The sequence below is a fragment of the Rhizobium pantanalense genome, from assembly GCF_030182525.1.
Classification (GTDB): Bacteria; Pseudomonadota; Alphaproteobacteria; order Rhizobiales; family Rhizobiaceae; genus Rhizobium.
This window is the reverse complement of the sequence record NZ_JAQJCH010000001.1, coordinates 1,163,285-1,180,541: the sequence shown is the minus strand read 5'-3', so window position 1 is coordinate 1,180,541 and position 17,257 is coordinate 1,163,285. Positions and strand designations below refer to the sequence as shown.

Genomic DNA, 17,257 nt, shown 5'->3' with positions numbered 1-17,257 from the left:
GGACCTCCCCGGACCGCTGCAAAGAAGGAGGCGGTCAGACCGCCTCCGGGCATGGGATCATATTCTGAGTTCTGTCTGCGCATCAAAGAGCGATGCGAGCGACATATCAAAGCTAAGCTTTACGGCTGAACCGGGGCCAAAGCGCCGGGCACCGTTGACGCGAACCGACATCGTATGGCCGGCATGCTTCAACCACAGCAGATTATCGGCCCCCATCGGCTCCTCGATATCCACCGTGGCATTGTGAACCTCCGCGCCGGGAGCGGTCGCTTCATTGACCTTGATGTGCTCGGGACGAACGCCGAGCACGACCTTGCGGCCCGCTTGAAGAGCCTCGCCGGCCTTGTAGCCATCAAGCGAAAACAGCACGTCGTTGGTCGCGAATACGACCTTGCCTTCGCGGTTGACCAGCTCGCCCTTGAGAAAGTTCATCGATGGCGACCCGATGAAACCGGCGACGAAGAGATTGCGCGGCGCGTTATAGATCGTCGTGGGATCATCGAGCTGCATGATGACGCCGTTCTTCATGATCGCGATGCGGTCGGCAAGCGTCAGCGCCTCGATCTGGTCGTGGGTGACGTAGATCATCGTGTTCTTCAGCGACTGGTGCAGCCGCTTGATTTCCACACGCAGCTCCGAGCGCAGCTTGGCATCGAGGTTCGACAGCGGCTCGTCGAAGAGGAAGACGTCGACATCACGCACCAGGGCGCGGCCGATCGCGACGCGCTGACGCTGGCCGCCGGAGAGTTCCGCCGGCTTGCGCTTAAGGAGCGGCTCGATCTGCAGGATCTCGGCCGCCCGCGCAATGCGCTTGTTGATCTCGTCCTGCGGCACCTTGGCGACGCGCAGGCCGAAGGAGAGGTTCTTCTCGACCGACATCTGCGGATAGAGCGCATAGGACTGGAACACCATGCCGATGCCGCGATCCTTTGGCTCTTCCCAGGTGACGTTCTTGCCCTTGATGAAGATCTGTCCCTCGCTGATATCGAGCAGGCCGGCAATGCAGTTCAGCAAGGTCGACTTACCGCAGCCCGACGAGCCGAGAAGCACCAGGAACTCGCCGTCGTTGATCTCGAGATTGAGATTTTTCAGAACGTTGACCGCACCGAAATTCAGCGAAAGGTCTTTGATGGAAACGCTACTGTTCATGGATCACCCCTTCACTGCACCGGCGGCGATGCCGCGGACGAAGAGCCGCCCGGACACGAAATAGACGATAAGCGGCACCGCGCCGGTCAGCAGCGTTGCGGCCATGTTGACGTTGTATTCCTTGACGCCCTGCACGGCGTTGACGACGTTGTTCAGCTGCACGGTCATCGGATAGTTCTGCGTGCCGGCGAAAATGACGCCGAACAGGAAGTCGTTCCAGATGCCGGTAATCTGGATGATCATGCCGACGACGAAGATCGGCAGTGACATGGGCAGCATGATGCGCAGGAAGATCTGCCAGAAGCCCGCGCCATCGACGCGCGCCGCCTTGAAGAGTTCAGGCGGAAGCGAGGCGAAGTAGTTGCGGAACAACAGCGTGTTGATCGGCATGCCGAAGATCGTGTGCACGAGGACGATGCCGCCGAGCGTCGAGAACAGCCCAAGCTCGCGCAGCACCATGACGAGCGGATAGAGCATGACCTGATAGGGAATGAAGGCGCCGAACAGCAGGATCGTGAAGAAGATTTCCGATCCCTTGAACCGCCAGTTGGCGAGCGCATAGCCGTTGACCGACGCAATGGCGATCGAGACGATGACGCTCGGAACGAGGATCTTCACCGAATTCCAGAAGCCGACCTGGATGCCATGGCAATAAAGGCCGGTGCAGGCTTGGGACCAGGCTTTCACCCAAGGCTCGAAGGTGATTTCCATGGGCGGAGCAAAGATATTGCCCATGCGGATTTCCGGCATGCCCTTGAGCGAAGTGACGACCATCACATAGAGCGGCAGGAGATAGTAGAGCGCGGCCAGCCCGAGAATGCCATAGAGCATGATCGTGCGCGGGGCAAAGCGGCGCCTAGGCTTGGTGCCCGAAGGTTCGATTGTAGCGGCAAGTGCCATGGTTTCCTCCCTTACCGGCGCTTCTGGCGGAACTCGATGAGAGCCCACGGCACGACGAAGATGAACACGGTCACCAGCATGACGGTGGAGGCGGAAAGCGCCTGACCGAGATTGGAGCGCTGGAACATGAAGTCATAGACATATTTGGCCGGCATTTCGGACGCGAAGCCCGGCCCGCCTGATGTCATTGCGACGACGAGATCGTAGACGCGCACGATGCCTGAAGCGACGATGACGAGCGTGGTGACGAAGACGCCGCGCATCATCGGAATGACGACGAAGATATAGGTCCGCCAGGCTGGAATGCCGTCAACGCGCGACGCCTTCCAGATCTCGCCATCAATCCCTCTGAGGCCTGCCAGCATCAGCACCATGACAAGGCCGGTGCCCTGCCAGAGGCCGGCAATGACGAGCGCATAAAGCACGGTCTTCTGATTGCCGAGCAAAGCGAAGTTGAAACTCGTAAAGCCCATATCCTGCATCAGCTTCGGCAGCCCGAGCGCAGGATCGAGGATCCACTGCCATACGAGGCCGGTCACGATGAATGACAGAGCGAAGGGATAAAGGAAAATGGTTCGGAACGTATTCTCGAAGCGGATTTTCTGGTCCATCAACACGGCCAGAAAGAAGCCGACGACGAAAGCGAAAACCAGGCTGAGAATGCCGTATGTCGCAAGATTGCCGATCGAGATGTTCCAACGATCGGTGCCCCACAGGCGCTGATACTGCGCCAAGCCGACAAAGTTGGAGCTCGGCAGCAGCCTTGAATCTGTGAACGAATAGATGACGGTCCAGAGCGTGCAACCGACGAAGACGACGATCACCGTCAGCACCATCGGAATGGCGGCGATCTTCGCATTGAGGTTGCGGAACAGACCCAGTGGCCGGACAGCGTTAGCCATCGATACCTCCGTTGGTGACCTGCACAGGACAGGCGAGATCCCTCCCCCGCCCCGATGCCGGCCATCGCGATTGATAGATGGTCGTCTTGCTTACTGCGCCTGCTTGAAGATGGCGGCCTGCTTTTCGATCGCCTCATCCACGGTCATCTTCGACGAGAAGAATTGCAGTCCGAGATCGGTCATCTGGCCGCGCGTATCCGGGTCGATCAGCTGGGTGACGCCCGGCACCACGTTGTCCGGATTCTTCAAGATTTCCAGACCCTTCTTCATGCAGCTGCTGGCCGCGCTCAGATCGATATCGCCACGCACCGGCAGGGAGCCCTTGGCGAGGTTGAACTTGACCTGGGTTTCCTTGGAAACCAGCATGCTGGCAAGCTCGAGCTGCGCCTTGGTGATGTCGGGATTGCTGTTCTTCGGGAAGTAGAAGCTATCGCCGCCGGTATCGAGCAGGCCGTGGAAGCCGAGGCCCGGAAGGCAATCATAATCCTTGCCGGCCACCTGCTTGGCAACGCCAAACTCACCCTGCGCCCAGTCGCCCATGATCTGCGCGGCGGCCTTGCCTGTGATGACCATATTGGTGGCGACGTTCCAGTCGCGGCCGGAATAGCTCTCATCCACCAGATCGCGAGCCTGCGAGAAAGCGTCCCAGACCTTGCGGTTTTCGGGGCTCTTCACAGCGTCTGCATCTTTCTTCTGGTAGATCGCCAGATAGGTTTCCTTGCCGCCGATGCCGATCTGCATGACGTTGCGGATGCCGTCGACCTGCCAAGGAGCGCCGGTCGCAAGCGGGGTGATGCCCTTCTCGCGCAGCTTCGGCGCATCTGCCACGAATTCATCCCAGTTGGCCGGAACCTTCATGCCGTTGTCTTCGAAGACATGACGGTTGACCCACATCCACTGCCAGGAATGGATGTTGAGCGGCACGCAATAGATACGGCCCTCATAGGTGCAGGAGTTGAGGAGGCTAGCCGGACGAATAATGTCCTTCCAGTGTTCTTTCTCGGCAAGGTCGGTCAGATCGGTCATCAGGCCGGCCTTGACCAACTCTTCGGCGTCGCGCCCCGTGTTGAGCTGCGTTGCACCCATGGGATTGCCGCCCAGGATGCGGCTGACGATCAGCGGCGTTGCCGTGGAACCAGACCCGGCGATGGCGCCGTCGACCCAGTGATTGTTGCCACGCGCGTTGTACTGATCAGCCAGAACCTTCACGGCAGCTGCTTCGCCGCCCGATGTCCACCAATGCGTTACCTCGAGATCGGTCGCATTTGCTGAGAAAGCGGGAATCGCGACAGATGCAAGCAAAGTGGCAGCCATCAAACGAATATTCATGAGTTCTCCTCCCTCACTGAAACGTTGCCGGAAAAACGTATTCGAATCATTTTCAACGCGCAACCGCCTGACCATAAATTTTTCATGACTGCGTGAATATACAATCATTGATTACATTTTGCCTGTGGAAGATAACTCCATTCCATCGCAACAACCGTCGCGCAAAAGTCTGCAGGTTCCTTACAACTGTCTGATATTTAACGCTTTATCTCAGGGACGGACTCATGCGGCCCTCCTGCATGATCTTGGCCAGCTCAATTTTCGAGACAAGGATCACGAATACAACCAAGGGAATGGACATGAAAATCATCGCCAAAATAAGGCTCGACTTTTCAACTGTATCGTTACAGTTTTTCTCATTGCATTGGCGAAACCGCATGGCGTCTATGCTTGCGGCGGGCTAGTGGGCAATATAAGCGGATTGGCTGCGGGAGGCGGCCGGGAGGCAAGCGTGAGCGAAATGGATAATAAGAAAATGTCCGGGAGCGGAGCGCCATCCACTCCCGAACGGCCGACATTGAAAACAATCGCCTTCATGACGGGGTTAGGGATCACCACCGTTTCTCGCGCATTGAAGGATGCCCCCGATATCGGCGCCGAGACCAAGGAACGGGTGCGCATGGTCGCCCGACAATTGGGTTATCAACCGAACCGCGCGGGCGTGCGCCTGAGAACCGGCAAGACCAATGTGATCGCCCTGGTGCTGAGCATCGACGAAGAAATCATGGGCTTCACCAGCCACATCGTTTTCGGCATTTCCGAAGTTCTCGCCGGCACGCAATATCACCTGGTCATCACGCCGCATTCGCATAGCAAGGACCCGCTGGTGCCGGTGCGCTACATTCTCGACACCGGCTCGGCCGATGGCGTCATCATATCGCGTACGGAGCCGGATGATCCGCGCGTCGAGCTCATGCATGAGCGCGGCATGCCTTTCTCAACGCATGGGCGAACGGATATGGGCATCATCCACCCCTTCCATGACTTCGACAACGAGGCCTTCGCGCATGAGGCTGTGCGGGCACTGGTCGCAAGAGGTCGACGTCGTCTGGCGCTGCTGCAGCCCTCCAGCAAGCTGACCTATTATTCGCACACCCGCATCGGCTTCCAGACCGGCTTGCACCAATATGGCGCCGAAGAAATCCCCTTGAGGATTACGACTGACAACGCGCTGGCCGATATCAAGGATACAGTCGAGGCGCTGATGCGCTCACCGTATGCACCTGACGGGATCGTTTGCTCCAGCAGCGGCGGCGCGATTGCCGTCAATGCCGGCATCGAGGCAGCCGGCTTCCGCCTGGGTCGCGATATCGACATGGTCGCCAAGCAATCGACGGACGTCCTCAGTTGGATCAGGCCCGAGATCATCACGGTATCGGAGGATTTCCGCCACGCGGGCCGGGAACTCGCCAAGGCGGTCATCGCCCGTATCGACGGTGTGGAACCGGAACTGCTGCAAAGCATCAGCCCGCCCGTCTGGCCGGACGAGCTGGCAACGGAAAAAGCTCACCGAACGGGTCCGGCGAGCTTTCCTTATTGAATCGAAAGTAAGCCCGTCAGCCCTGAGCGCCGCTGCCCCATGGGCCGTGATGGATGTCCTTGCCGTCGACACGATCGAAACCGTGCGCGCCGAAGAAGTCGCGCTGGGCCTGGATCAGGTTGGCGGTGCCGCGCGCCTGACGATAGGCATCGAAATAGGTCAGCGCCGAAGCGAGCGCGGGAACCGGTAGACCGGATCCCGTTGCTGCCGAAACAATGCGGCGCAGCGACGGGATCGATTCCTTGACCATCTCGGCAAAGGCCGGGGTGACGATCAGGTTCGCCGCATCCGGGGTCTTGGTGAAGGCGCTGGTGATCTCGTCGAGGAACTGCGAACGGATGATGCAGCCGGCACGCCAGATCTTGGCGATGACAGGCATCGGCAGCGACCAGTTGAACTCCTTCGAGGCCTCGGCCATGACGGCAAAGCCCTGGGCATAGGCGCCGATCTTGGCGGCGAAGAGCGCAAGCTCGAGATCCTTGAGCAGATCGGGACCGAATGCGATCGGGAACTTATAGTCCGGCGTGCCGAAAATCTTCTCGGCTGCTTCGCGCTGGCTCTTGATGGCCGAGAGACTGCGGGCTGCAACGGCAGCCTCGATCGCAGTTGCCGGAATGCCCATGTTCTGTGCTTCGATGGCAGACCACTTGCCAGTGCCTTTCTGGCCAGCCTTGTCGAGGATGACGTCAGGCATGGCGCTGCCGGTTGCCGGGTCCTTCGCAGCCAGAACTTTCTCGGTGATCTCGATGAGGTAAGAGTTGAGGCGACCCTTGTTCCAGTCGCCGAAGATCGAGCTGATCTCGGCGGCGCTCTTGCCGAGGCCGTCGCGCAGAATACCGTAGATTTCGGCGATCATCTGCATGTCGGCATATTCGATGCCGTTATGGATGGTCTTGACGAAATGTCCAGCGCCGTCATTGCCGAGCCAGGCAACACATGGATCGTTGTTGTATTTCGCAGCGATCGAGGTCAGCACCTTCTCGACGCGCTTGTAGGACTCTTCCGTGCCGCCAACCATGATGGAGGGGCCGTGACGCGCACCTTCCTCGCCACCGGATACGCCCATGCCAATGAAAGTCAGGCCGGTATCCTTCAGACGATCGAAGCGAGCGATCGTATCGCGGAAATTGGCATTGCCGGCGTCGATCATGATGTCGCCCTTGTCCAGATACGGCTGCAGCGCCGCCATCTGCTGGTCGACCGGCTCACCGGCCTTGATCATGATGATGATCGGCCGCGGCGGACGGATCGCCTCGACGAATTCCTCGATTGTCTTGCAGGGAATGATCTTGTCCTTGAGTGCGCCCGCATTCGCATAGAATTCATCCGTTACCTGAGGTGTACGGTTGAACACTGCGATCTTGTTGCCTTTCTCGGCGATGTTGAGCGCCAGATTCGATCCCATTACCGCGAGACCGATCAGCCCGATTTCTGCCTTTTCCACGACAATCCTCCAATGAGCCGTTGGCTGCGCCCGGCCCCACCCTGAAGACCCGGAAGACACAGCAACATCCGATATGACGCAATGCCACCGACGCTCGACGCGACCGGCGACAGCCCTGCGTTGGGGGCTGTTGTTGCACTCCGGACAGAAAACGGCAAGTCTTCGAAAGCCGTGAATCGTTCTCTTTGCAGGACTGTGCAACAATGTTGCGGAATTCGCGATTCATCCGTTTCCGAACTAACGTTTTTTCTGCCGATCGCAGCCCCGTGAGGGTGATATAGAGGAGGAAACCATCATGTCGACCATGAGCGCGAAGATCGTACATATCTCGATCGCTCGCGACTGGAGGGAGGTCTACGACTACGCCAGCCGCCCGGAAAACATGCCTTTCTGGGCCTCTGGCCTGGCATCGGGACTGACGCAGGATGGGGACGACTGGATCGCTGAAGGCATGCTTGGAACTGCACGCGTGCGCTTCGCGCCTCGCAATGACTTCGGCGTTATCGATCATTGGGTAACGCTGGAATCCGATCTGCAGGTCTACAATGCCTTGCGCGTCGTACCGAACGGTGACGGTTGCGAGGTCATGTTCACCGTGCTCCAGCTACCAGGCATGGAGGAAGCACAATTCGCAGCCGATGCCGCGCATGTCATGCGCGATCTGAAGACACTGAAGGAATTGATGGAGCGCTGATCGCCCTTACAGCGAGCGCAACGTCCAATCGACGAGTTCGCCCGTCACACCGGCAAATGCGGCATCGAGCGCACGGACGAAATCAGGATTGCTGCCGCCGCTGACCGGCACGACCTTCCGGAACACGTTCTGGGCCTTCACCGTGCCGGTGCGATCGTTCAGAATCTTTTCGGAGATTTCGACGATTGCCGTCTTGTGGCCGCCGGACGCATTGATCTCGAAAGAGCGGATATCGGTGACGATCTGATAGTCGATCGCAAGCCCCTGCCCTGGCACGCCGACGCCGCCGAGCTTGCCGGTGTTTTCGAAGGCTTCGACCAGTTTCGATTGCACCATCTTGCTCAGCTTGTCGCTCCATTGCGATTTGCCGAGATATTGAATTTCCGAGGGCGAGACGCGAATGACAATCTGATTGCTGTCCAGCGCCTGCAGCGCGGTCGGTGGTGGGATGAGGATCTGGCGGCTTTTGACCGAAGGTCCATTCGCCTTCGCTGACGCGGAAAGATCGTAGGTATCGTTGTTGGAGGAGGTTCCACAGCCCCCCAGCAAGGCTGCAAGCAACGGCAACGCGATCACAGCTTTCCACACCTGACGACGCTCACTCGACACGCAACCGACCATATTTCGCTTATCCCCTGGAGACCAGATATCGCTCTTCATCAATGCCGCGCGCGGCCGTCATAAGTTTTGACCGTATCCCCGCCGAAGATCAATCGCTGCGGATTGCGGTCGAAATTAGTGATTGTACTGTTTAGGTTGTCAACCGTGCCCCGCATGTCGTTGATGAGGGTCTGGGCATCGCGCAAGCCGCTGCTGGAAAATTTCTGCAAGTTGTCGGCGATCGGCCCAATGCGGGAATTGAGATTGTCCGCCATCTTCTTGAACGATTCGAGCGTGTCCTTGGCTTCTGCGAACAGCGATTTGGTGCTGTCGTCGCCGAGCAGGGAATTGACCTTGGTCAGGATGCCGTCGACCTTCCCGGAAGCCGCATTGAGCTTGGTGGAGATGTCGCGCGCATTGGCGATCGTCTGATCGATATCCTGCTGATGCGCGGCCACGGAATTGGCGACGTCGCGGATCGATGCGACCGCCGTGCGCGCCTGTTTCGTCACGTCGGCAATATCGTCAACCGATCCCTTGATCTTGGCCGGATCGATCTGCGCGACGATCGCATCGACGCGGTCCAGCGTCTTTTGTGCATTCTGACCGAACGTCGTATAGGTGTCGGCCGTCTGCTTGAAGCTCGCGATCGTTGCCTTCAGGTCAGTCGTCGCGTCGGCAACATTGGCCGTGATCTTGTCAGCATTGGCGATCACGTCGTTGACCTTCTGCGCATCGACCGCGCGCACCAGCTTTTCAATCGCATCCAGCGTCGAGTCGACACGGACCGAAACTGTCTTGAAGGTATCGGAAAGCTGCCCGACGCTTGCCAGGAACTTGTCGATATTGTCGGAATTGTCGGCGATGGCCTTCGAGAATTTCTGCGCATTGCGCACGGTATCCGTCAACGGCCCCCGCGAATCCGAGACAAAGCCTTGAATGTCGCCAATCGTATCATTGGCGCGGTTCAGGATCTTGTCGGCCGTCGTCAACAGATTGGTCACGCTCGATTGGTCCGCAAGCAACACCGCCCGCTTACCCGTATCGATCGAACGCTTCAAAATATTCTCGTCACCATTGCGTCCGCCGGAAAGCTCGATATAGGCTGCTCCGGTCAGACCCTGGATCTCAAGAATGGCCTTGGTCGAGGTGTAGACCGGCGCATCGGCACGTACCTGCGTGAAGGCAAGCGAATAGTTCGGATCATCGGCATCGATCGACAGACCCTGCACAGAACCGACCTGAATACCGTTGAAGCGAACCGGCGAGCCGACGCTCAAACCATTTGCGGAACCCGGAATGCGCACGACAAGCTCGACCATCGGGCCGCCGCGGCCATACTCGGCCATCCAGTAGACGAAACCGAAGGCAGCCGCGATGACGAGCAGCGTGAAGAACCCAACGATCGTATAATTGGCTTTGGTTTCCATTGTCTCCAGTCACTTCTCGCGGCCGTGGGCGCTTGCGCCTTTGTCGTCGTTGTGCCCCTTGATGTCCTCGCGCGGCACGATCGAACGTGCGCGTTTGCCCCTGAAGTAGGATTGCACCCAGGGATCATCACAGGCGAGCATGTCCTCAACCGTACCTTCCACCAATACCCGCTTCTGTCCGAGGACAGCAATACGGTCACAGACGGAAAACAGGCTGTCGAGGTCGTGAGTCACCATATAAACGGTCAGGCCGAGCGTGTCGCGCAGCTTGGCGATCAGTTCATCGAATTCCGACGCACCGATCGGATCGAGACCCGATGTCGGCTCATCGAGGAAAACGAGGTCGGGGTCGAGCGCCAGAGCTCTGGCAAGCGCCGCGCGCTTGATCATGCCGCCGGAAAGTTCGGAAGGATATTTGTCGGCGGCATCAGCAGCGAGACCCACCATGCGGATCTTCATCAGCGCCAGCTCGTCCATCATCTCCTTGGGCAGGTCCAGATATTCCCGCATCGGCACCTGGATGTTTTCCTTGACCGTCAGTGAGGAAAACAGTGCGCCTTGCTGGAAGAGAACGCCGAGCCGCATGTCGAGGCGATTGCGGTCCTCTTCGTCGAGCTTGTCGTAATCTTCGCCGAGAATCTCGATCTTGCCCGAGCGGCGCGGCAATAGCCGCAGCACTGTGCGCAGCAGCACGGACTTACCCGCCCCGGAAGCACCAACGAAACCGAGAATTTCGCCGCGATAGATATTGAGGTTCAGTTTGTCGAGGACGATTTTCGATCCGAAGCCGACGGTGACATCCCGTGCCGACAGCACGATGTCCCTGCCCTGCTCATCCTTTTCCAACGGGATTTCCGAGTGAAGCGCGCTCATCCTTATCGTCCCTCAGAAATCGATTGCTGCGTAGAACATGGCGAAGAGCCCGTCCATGAGGATAACGACGAAGATCGACTTCACCACCGATGACGTCACGTGCTGACCAAGAGACTCGGCACTGCCTCCCACCTTCAAACCCTCGACCGCCGCGACGATGCCGATAACCAGCGCCATGAAAGGCGCCTTGATCATACCCGAAATGACCGTCGAAAGACTGACGGCCTCATGCAGTCGCGAGATAAAGGTTGCAAACGTGATACCGGAATATGCCCAGGACACCAGCGCGGCACCAAAAAGCGCAGCGAAGTTGGCAATGACGGTCAGCAGCGGCAGAGCAACCGTCAGCGCCACCAATCGGGGGAAAATCAAAACACCAATGGGATTGAGACCCATGACCTTCAGCGCATCCACTTCCTCGCGCATTTTCATGGAGCCGATTTCGGCGGTAATTGCGCTGCCGGAACGGCCGGCGATCATGATCGCGGTCAGAAGCACGCCGATTTCGCGCAATTGCAGGATCCCGACGAGATCGACCACAAAGATTTCCGCGCCGAAATAGCGCAGCTGGAAAGCACCCTGCTGAGCGATGATCGCACCGATCAGCGACGACATCAGCAGGATGATCGGAACGGCGCGCACCGCCATGTGGTCGATCTGATTGATGATCGAGGCCGGCGAAACACCACTGCCGCGGCCGAATTTGAGCTGCGCGCCACGCACGGCGGAGCCCAGAATATACATGGCGGCAACGAGATTGCCCCAGATCTCGTAGACGGTTTTGCCGATGGGCGCCAATATGCGCTCCGCCAATGATGTCCTCGGCTTTGCAGCCGCCGCCTCATCGTCCGGATGCGCATCGAACGCGGTCAGCAATTCATCGATATGCGGATTGGAGCCCTCGATCGTGACATGGGCCTTATGCGCTTCCTGGCTTTCCTTCAGCCGGCGGATCAGCAGCGCGCCGGCCGTATCGACGTCGGAAAGACCGGAAAGATCGATCACGACTTCGCCGCCGGAACTGCGCTTCGACAGCTGCTCGATCTGGCGCAGCACGCCGTGCACATTGGCGCTGCGCCAATTGCCCTCCAGCCGATAGCGATGGCCTGCGCCCTCGGGCGCATCATCGATCTTCGGTGCATCGGACCTTTGCTCGGCTGCTTTCAAACTCATGCGTCTTTCAAATCTGGCACAACATACGCCGACTCGGTGAGCCCGCATGGTCAGTGCTTAATACACCGACTATGCATGGAATTTCCATCTCGCGCCGGCGCCAACATATGTCACGGCTTTTTGATATCCAAATGAATTTGTTGCACCGCGTCAGGATACGCCGTGAGCGCCTCCGCCGATTGCCGGCTTTCTCGCCTGCAGCCCATAGGCAAAAATGACCATGGCAAGCCCAAAGGCGGCGATGCCGGCCATGACATAGTAACTCGCCAGATCAAGCCAGGCGTAGAGATAACCGGATGCAAGCGTCATCAATCCCAGGAACATGCCATTGTAGAAATAATAGGCGCCCTGAGCCGATGATTCCTGCGTCTCATGGACCGACGCCACGATGCGACGCTGAATGCCTGTGTGGACGCAGGCATAGGTGCAGGAATGAAAACATTGCAGGATGAAATAGCCGAGGAAGCCGAAATTGATCGGAAACAGGATCCAGCGCAGAATACACATAGTCGCGCCGAAAAAGATCAACGTCCAGGCGCTGAACCGCCGACCGAGCTTCTTCGACAGGAAGAAAACCATCACCTCGGCGGCAACGCCGATGCTCCACAGTATGGCGATCTCGGCGCCGGAAAAGCCGAGCTTATGCCAGTAGATCGATGCAAAGGTATAGAGCATCGCATGGCTCGATTGCTGTATCGACACGCCGATCATGGTGATGAGCAATTGTGGCGAGCGCAGATTTCCGGTCGGTGATTGCAGATTGATCGGTTGGTTGCGCCGGCGCGTCGGCCCGATACGCGGCGCGAAAAAGCCCATCAGCGTCGTCAGAATGAACCCCGCCACCATCACGGGCAATACTGTCGTGCCGCCCCATATGCCGATCAGCTGGCCACCGAGAAGGGTCGACAGAATGAAGGTGATCGAGCCCCAGACCCGCATGGAACCATAATCGAAACCCCAACGGCGCACGCCCGACATGGCAATCGACTCAACCACGGGCACATAAGGCGCGTAGGTGGCGCCCTGAATGCCGTAGACCAGAAGCACCGGCCAGAAGTCGCTGGTCCAGTAAAGCGCGATTGCGGTCAGCAGTGACAAGGCACCCGACCATAACAATACATCGGCCCGCTCGCTCATATGATCGGCGAGCACCGCGATAATGGGCGTCACGAGGACGCGCACCACCATGGGAATGGCGAGCACCAGGCCGATCTCGTGATCGTTGAAATTCAGCCCCGCCAGCCAGACAGGGAAAAACGGCAGGGCAATTCCGTTGACGAACAACGGAGCGCAGTAGGACAAGGCAGTGCGCAAGCGGAAATATGGAGGCGCACCCTCGCCCTGGAAGGACTTGATCGCGGGAATCATGACAGACCTGAAGGGGAACTTATTTGTCCCTATCATGCTATCGAGAGTACGACTATGGCGAGAAATGGCCAAAACCGTAACGTTTCGGAAAAATCCGAAGCCAGGGCCGTCCCGCAGCGATCAATAATTATGACAAGCCATTATCGGCTGCGTGAAGGGGCGTAGGAATTACGCCGCCTGGGCACCGATCGGCCGCGGCAATTCTCCGACCGGAGAATCCACCGGCTGCGTCTCGAGAATAGTCCGCCAGGTGATCAGCTCGAACGTGCCGTCCTCATGCTCGGCGATTGCCGTGCAGCTTTCCACCCAGTCGCCGGTATTGATGTAGCGCACGCCGTCGAGATCCTCAATGACCGCATGGTGGATGTGCCCGCAGATGACACCATCGGCATCGTTACGCTTGGCCTCTTCGGCGACGACACGCTGAAACTCGCCGATGAAATTGACGGCGTGCTTGACCTGCAGCTTCGCCCAGGCCGAGAAGGACCAATAGGGCATGTTCAGGCGGCGGCGCACCGCAGCAAGGCCGACATTGATCAGGATGGCCATGTCATAGGCCCAGTCGCCGAGATAGGCGAGCAGGCGGGCATTGCGGACGACGACGTCGAATTCATCGCCATGCAGCACGAGATATTTCTTGCCGTCGGCCGTTTCGTGCATGGCGCGCTGTGCCACCTCGATACCGCCGAAGTGCATTCCGGGGAAGTCACGCAGGAATTCGTCGTGATTGCCGGGGATATAGACGATGCGCGTACCCTTGCGCGCCTTGCGCAGGAGCTTCTGTACGACGTCGTTGCAATCCTGGGGCCAGTACCAGTTTCGCTTCAGCCGCCAGCCATCAACGATGTCGCCGACCAGGAAGATGGTATCGGCCTCGTGATAACGGAGAAAATCGAGCAGGTAATCCGCCTTGGCGGCCTTCGAGCCGAGGTGCACGTCAGAAATGAATAGCGTTCGGAAATGCCGGGGGTCCATGTTTTCATTCACGAACTTTATGTCCGTGCCCTATCCTACCTTGGCTATTCCAAAACCAGACTCGTGTTTCAGGAAGATGACAAACCCTGTGCTTGGCGGCCCGGCGGCAAGGTTCAACCGAGTCTCGGGGCGACTGCGAGGTCAGGACGATCGCTTGTAAAGCTGGCGATACCAAGGCGAAACATGGCCCGCGCCGCGCCACTTGCATAAGCCGTCCATCCGTGCACCTTCACGCCATTCTTACAAAGATGACGCGATCGCAACCTTTTTGCGGAAGGGGATATCGCGCGATCATTGCAAAAACGGCAATTCAGTTTTGCCACGACAAAAACGCCTTGTGACCTCAATTCCATACTGTGAAGGCGAAGCGATTGATGTATGCAGAAGACTCAAAGCGCAGGCAGGAATGGAGACGCAAGTTGGATACGAACGACACTTCGAAAGCAGCCAAGAACATGGCGAGCGGAAACTTCGACGAGCAAGCGCTTTATTTCCATCGTTATCCACGCCCCGGCAAGCTCGAAATTCAGGCGACCAAACCGCTGGGCAATCAGCGTGATCTGGCACTCGCCTATTCCCCTGGCGTCGCTGCGCCCTGCATCGCCATCCGCGACAACCCCGAGACGGCAGCCGACTATACGTCCCGCGCCAATCTCGTAGCAGTCATTTCGAACGGTTCGGCAGTGCTCGGGCTCGGCAATATCGGCCCGCTCGCTTCGAAGCCCGTCATGGAAGGCAAGGCCGTTCTCTTCAAGAAATTCGCCGGCATCGACGTCTTCGACATCGAAATCGCAGCACCGACGGTCGATGAGATGGTCAATACCATTTCGGCGCTCGAGCCGACCTTCGGCGGCATCAATCTGGAAGACATCAAGGCGCCGGAATGCTTTGACGTCGAGCGCCGCCTGCGCGAGAAGATGGAAATTCCGGTCTTTCACGACGATCAGCACGGCACCGCCATCATCGTCGCCGCCGCCATCCTCAACGGACTGGAACTGGCCGGCAAGAAGATCGAAGAAGTCAAGATCGTCGCCTCCGGCGCGGGTGCGGCCGCACTCGCCTGCCTCAACCTGCTTGTCATTCTCGGCGCCAAGCGCGAAAACATCTGGGTCCACGATATCGAAGGCTTGGTCTACAAGGACCGCAACGTCCTGATGGACGAGTGGAAATCCGTCTACGCCCAGGACAGCGACAAGCGCGTGCTTGCTGAATCCATTCCGGGCGCCGACGTCTTTCTCGGCCTGTCCGCCGCCGGCGTGCTGAAGCCCGAACTGCTGGCGCAGATGGCCGAAAAGCCGCTGATCATGGCGCTCGCCAACCCGACGCCGGAAATCATGCCGGATCTCGCCCGTGCCGCCCGCCCCGATGCGATGATCTGCACCGGCCGCTCGGACTTCCCGAACCAGGTCAACAACGTCCTCTGCTTCCCCTATATCTTCCGCGGCGCGCTCGATTGCGGCGCCAAGACGATCAACGAAGAGATGAAGATGGCCGCCGTGCGGGCCATCGCCGCGCTTGCTCGCGAAGAACCTTCCGATGTCGCCGCTCGCGCCTATACCGGTGAAACTCCGGTCTTCGGGCCCAATTACCTGATCCCCTCGCCCTTCGACCCGCGCCTGATCCTGCGCATTGCGCCAGCTGTGGCGAAGGCAGCCGCAGACAGCGGCGTCGCCCTGCGCCCAATCAAGGATTTCGACGCCTACATGGACGAGCTCAACCGCTTCGTCTTCCGCTCGGGCTTCGTGATGAAGCCGATCTTTGCGGCTGCGAAGATAGCCGAGCGCAAGCGCGTCGTCTTTTCCGAAGGCGAAGATGAGCGCGTGCTGCGCGCCGCCCAGGTTCTTCTTGAAGAAGGTACGGCCGTCCCGATCCTCATCGGTCGTCCTTCTGTCATCGAGACGCGCCTGAAGCGCTACGGCCTGAAGATCCGCCCTCATACGGATTTCGCCGTCATCAATCCCGAAGACGATCCGCGCTTCCGTGAATACGTCGAGCTCTATTTCTCGCTGGTCGGTCGCGCCGGCGTTATCCCGGAAGCCGCACGGACGATCGTTCGTACCAACGCAACCGTCATCGGCGCCCTTGCCCTGAAGCGCGGGGAAGCCGATGCGCTCATCTGCGGCCTCGAAGGCCGTTATGAGCGTCATTTGCGCATCGTCCGCCAGGTCATCGGCAAGCGGCCTGATGTTCGCGATTTCTCCGCACTGAGCCTGCTCATTTCGCAGCGCGGCGCCACCTTCTACACCGATACTTATGTGACGTTTAATCCGACCGCCGAGGAAATCGCTGAGTCGACCTGGCTGGCGGCCGAGGAAATCAAGCGCTTCGGCATCGAGCCCCGCGCCGCCCTCGTCTCGCATTCCAACTTCGGCTCACGGGAGTCGGAAAGCGCCACCAAGATGCGCGAAGCGCTGGCTCTCATCCGCAAAGCAGCGCCGGATCTGGAAGTGGACGGCGAAATGCATGGCGACAGCGCCATTTCCGAGAGCCTACGCCGGCATGTGATGCCGGACAGCGCGCTTTCCGGCGAAGCCAATCTACTGGTCTTCCCCAATCTCGATGCGGCCAACATCACGCTCGGCGTGGTCAAGACCATGACCGATGGTCTGCACGTCGGTCCGATCCTGCTCGGTACGGCGCTTCCGGCCCACATTCTCTCGCCGTCGGTCACTTCCCGCGGCGTGGTCAACATGGCGGCGCTCGCCGTCGTCGAAGCCTCGCAGATCGCCTAATATCGCGTCTCGCAGCCCACAGCCAGAACGGCATCGCGTTTCATGCATTCGCGGTGTCGCCTATCCCCCGGTTATCGGCAGCTGCGAGCTGCAATTTCACGAAAATCCTCTCGAAATCCGTGCTTTTTCATGGATACGTTGTTAAGCT

Annotated in this window: 14 protein-coding genes; 3 read left to right on the top strand and 11 right to left on the bottom strand. The window is 58.8% G+C overall.

Annotated features, from left to right (window positions below):
- Positions 1-57: 57 nt before the first annotated feature.
- From PH558_RS05605 to PH558_RS05590, 4 genes are all read right to left on the bottom strand, one after another.
- Positions 58-1,149 carry an ABC transporter ATP-binding protein gene (locus PH558_RS05605; RefSeq protein WP_285202615.1) on the bottom strand — a complete coding sequence of 364 codons (1,092 nt, stop codon included), beginning with the start codon at positions 1,147-1,149 and terminating at the stop codon, positions 58-60.
- A gap of 3 nt (positions 1,150-1,152) precedes the next feature.
- Complete coding sequence (locus PH558_RS05600; protein WP_069613050.1) at positions 1,153-2,049, bottom strand: carbohydrate ABC transporter permease; 897 nt, start codon at positions 2,047-2,049, stop codon at positions 1,153-1,155.
- Between the two features lie 11 nt (positions 2,050-2,060).
- The gene (locus tag PH558_RS05595) at positions 2,061-2,951 is read right to left on the bottom strand and encodes a carbohydrate ABC transporter permease (protein ID WP_113333117.1); all 891 of its coding nucleotides are present in this window, start codon (positions 2,949-2,951) and stop codon (positions 2,061-2,063) included.
- Positions 2,952-3,041: 90 nt separating this feature from the next.
- A complete protein-coding gene (locus tag PH558_RS05590) occupies positions 3,042-4,280 on the bottom strand; it encodes an ABC transporter substrate-binding protein (protein WP_285202611.1) in 1,239 nt (412 codons plus the stop codon).
- 460 nt (positions 4,281-4,740) lie between these two features.
- On the opposite strand from PH558_RS05590, the gene PH558_RS05585 reads away from it, so the two are divergent.
- Positions 4,741-5,820 carry a LacI family transcriptional regulator gene (locus PH558_RS05585; protein ID WP_095435051.1) on the top strand — a complete coding sequence of 360 codons (1,080 nt, stop codon included), beginning with the start codon at positions 4,741-4,743 and terminating at the stop codon, positions 5,818-5,820.
- 16 nt (positions 5,821-5,836) lie between these two features.
- Here PH558_RS05585 and gndA read toward each other — a convergent pair whose 3' ends face one another.
- Entirely contained in the window at positions 5,837-7,264 is a 1,428-nt protein-coding gene (gene gndA, locus PH558_RS05580; protein ID WP_285202610.1) for an NADP-dependent phosphogluconate dehydrogenase, read from the bottom strand.
- A 295-nt stretch (positions 7,265-7,559) separates the two neighbouring features.
- On the opposite strand from gndA, the gene PH558_RS05575 reads away from it, so the two are divergent.
- Complete coding sequence (locus PH558_RS05575) at positions 7,560-7,958, top strand: SRPBCC family protein (RefSeq protein ID WP_285202609.1); 399 nt, start codon at positions 7,560-7,562, stop codon at positions 7,956-7,958.
- A gap of 6 nt (positions 7,959-7,964) precedes the next feature.
- On the opposite strand, the gene PH558_RS05570 is transcribed toward PH558_RS05575, so the two are convergent.
- The 6 genes from PH558_RS05570 to PH558_RS05545 form a co-directional block, all read right to left on the bottom strand.
- Positions 7,965-8,579, bottom strand: a complete 615-nt coding sequence (locus tag PH558_RS05570) for an ABC-type transport auxiliary lipoprotein family protein (protein ID WP_095435054.1) — start codon at positions 8,577-8,579, stop codon at positions 7,965-7,967.
- 38 nt (positions 8,580-8,617) lie between these two features.
- Entirely contained in the window at positions 8,618-9,988 is a 1,371-nt protein-coding gene (locus PH558_RS05565; protein ID WP_095435055.1) for an MlaD family protein, read from the bottom strand.
- A gap of 9 nt (positions 9,989-9,997) precedes the next feature.
- Positions 9,998-10,861: an ABC transporter ATP-binding protein gene (locus PH558_RS05560; RefSeq protein ID WP_095435056.1), complete on the bottom strand. Its 864-nt coding sequence runs from the start codon at positions 10,859-10,861 to the stop codon at positions 9,998-10,000.
- A 12-nt stretch (positions 10,862-10,873) separates the two neighbouring features.
- The gene (locus PH558_RS05555) at positions 10,874-12,034 is read right to left on the bottom strand and encodes an ABC transporter permease (protein WP_095435057.1); all 1,161 of its coding nucleotides are present in this window, start codon (positions 12,032-12,034) and stop codon (positions 10,874-10,876) included.
- A gap of 150 nt (positions 12,035-12,184) precedes the next feature.
- The gene (locus PH558_RS05550; RefSeq protein WP_285202607.1) at positions 12,185-13,402 is read right to left on the bottom strand and encodes an MFS transporter; all 1,218 of its coding nucleotides are present in this window, start codon (positions 13,400-13,402) and stop codon (positions 12,185-12,187) included.
- Positions 13,403-13,570: 168 nt separating this feature from the next.
- Positions 13,571-14,377, bottom strand: a complete 807-nt coding sequence (locus PH558_RS05545) for a UDP-2,3-diacylglucosamine diphosphatase (RefSeq protein WP_285202606.1) — start codon at positions 14,375-14,377, stop codon at positions 13,571-13,573.
- A gap of 455 nt (positions 14,378-14,832) precedes the next feature.
- On the opposite strand from PH558_RS05545, the gene PH558_RS05540 reads away from it, so the two are divergent.
- On the top strand, positions 14,833-17,109 hold the full coding sequence (locus PH558_RS05540) for an NADP-dependent malic enzyme (RefSeq protein ID WP_095436292.1): 2,277 nt from the start codon (positions 14,833-14,835) through the stop codon (positions 17,107-17,109).
- Positions 17,110-17,257: the final 148 nt, after the last annotated feature.

What these genes read in the sequence shown, in the direction of transcription:
- PH558_RS05605 (WP_285202615.1), bottom strand. Translation starts at nt 1,149, where the DNA reads ATGAACAGTAGCGTTTCCATCAAAGACCTTTCGCTGAATTTCGGTGCG.
- PH558_RS05600 (WP_069613050.1), bottom strand. Translation starts at nt 2,049, where the DNA reads ATGGCACTTGCCGCTACAATCGAACCTTCGGGCACCAAGCCTAGGCGC.
- PH558_RS05595 (WP_113333117.1), bottom strand. Translation starts at nt 2,951, where the DNA reads ATGGCTAACGCTGTCCGGCCACTGGGTCTGTTCCGCAACCTCAATGCG.
- PH558_RS05590 (WP_285202611.1), bottom strand. Translation starts at nt 4,280, where the DNA reads ATGAATATTCGTTTGATGGCTGCCACTTTGCTTGCATCTGTCGCGATT.
- PH558_RS05585 (WP_095435051.1), top strand. Translation starts at nt 4,741, where the DNA reads ATGGATAATAAGAAAATGTCCGGGAGCGGAGCGCCATCCACTCCCGAA.
- PH558_RS05575 (WP_285202609.1), top strand. Translation starts at nt 7,560, where the DNA reads ATGTCGACCATGAGCGCGAAGATCGTACATATCTCGATCGCTCGCGAC.
- PH558_RS05570 (WP_095435054.1), bottom strand. Translation starts at nt 8,579, where the DNA reads ATGGTCGGTTGCGTGTCGAGTGAGCGTCGTCAGGTGTGGAAAGCTGTG.
- PH558_RS05565 (WP_095435055.1), bottom strand. Translation starts at nt 9,988, where the DNA reads ATGGAAACCAAAGCCAATTATACGATCGTTGGGTTCTTCACGCTGCTC.
- PH558_RS05560 (WP_095435056.1), bottom strand. Translation starts at nt 10,861, where the DNA reads ATGAGCGCGCTTCACTCGGAAATCCCGTTGGAAAAGGATGAGCAGGGC.
- PH558_RS05555 (WP_095435057.1), bottom strand. Translation starts at nt 12,034, where the DNA reads ATGAGTTTGAAAGCAGCCGAGCAAAGGTCCGATGCACCGAAGATCGAT.
- PH558_RS05550 (WP_285202607.1), bottom strand. Translation starts at nt 13,402, where the DNA reads ATGATTCCCGCGATCAAGTCCTTCCAGGGCGAGGGTGCGCCTCCATAT.
- PH558_RS05545 (WP_285202606.1), bottom strand. Translation starts at nt 14,377, where the DNA reads ATGGACCCCCGGCATTTCCGAACGCTATTCATTTCTGACGTGCACCTC.
- PH558_RS05540 (WP_095436292.1), top strand. Translation starts at nt 14,833, where the DNA reads ATGGCGAGCGGAAACTTCGACGAGCAAGCGCTTTATTTCCATCGTTAT.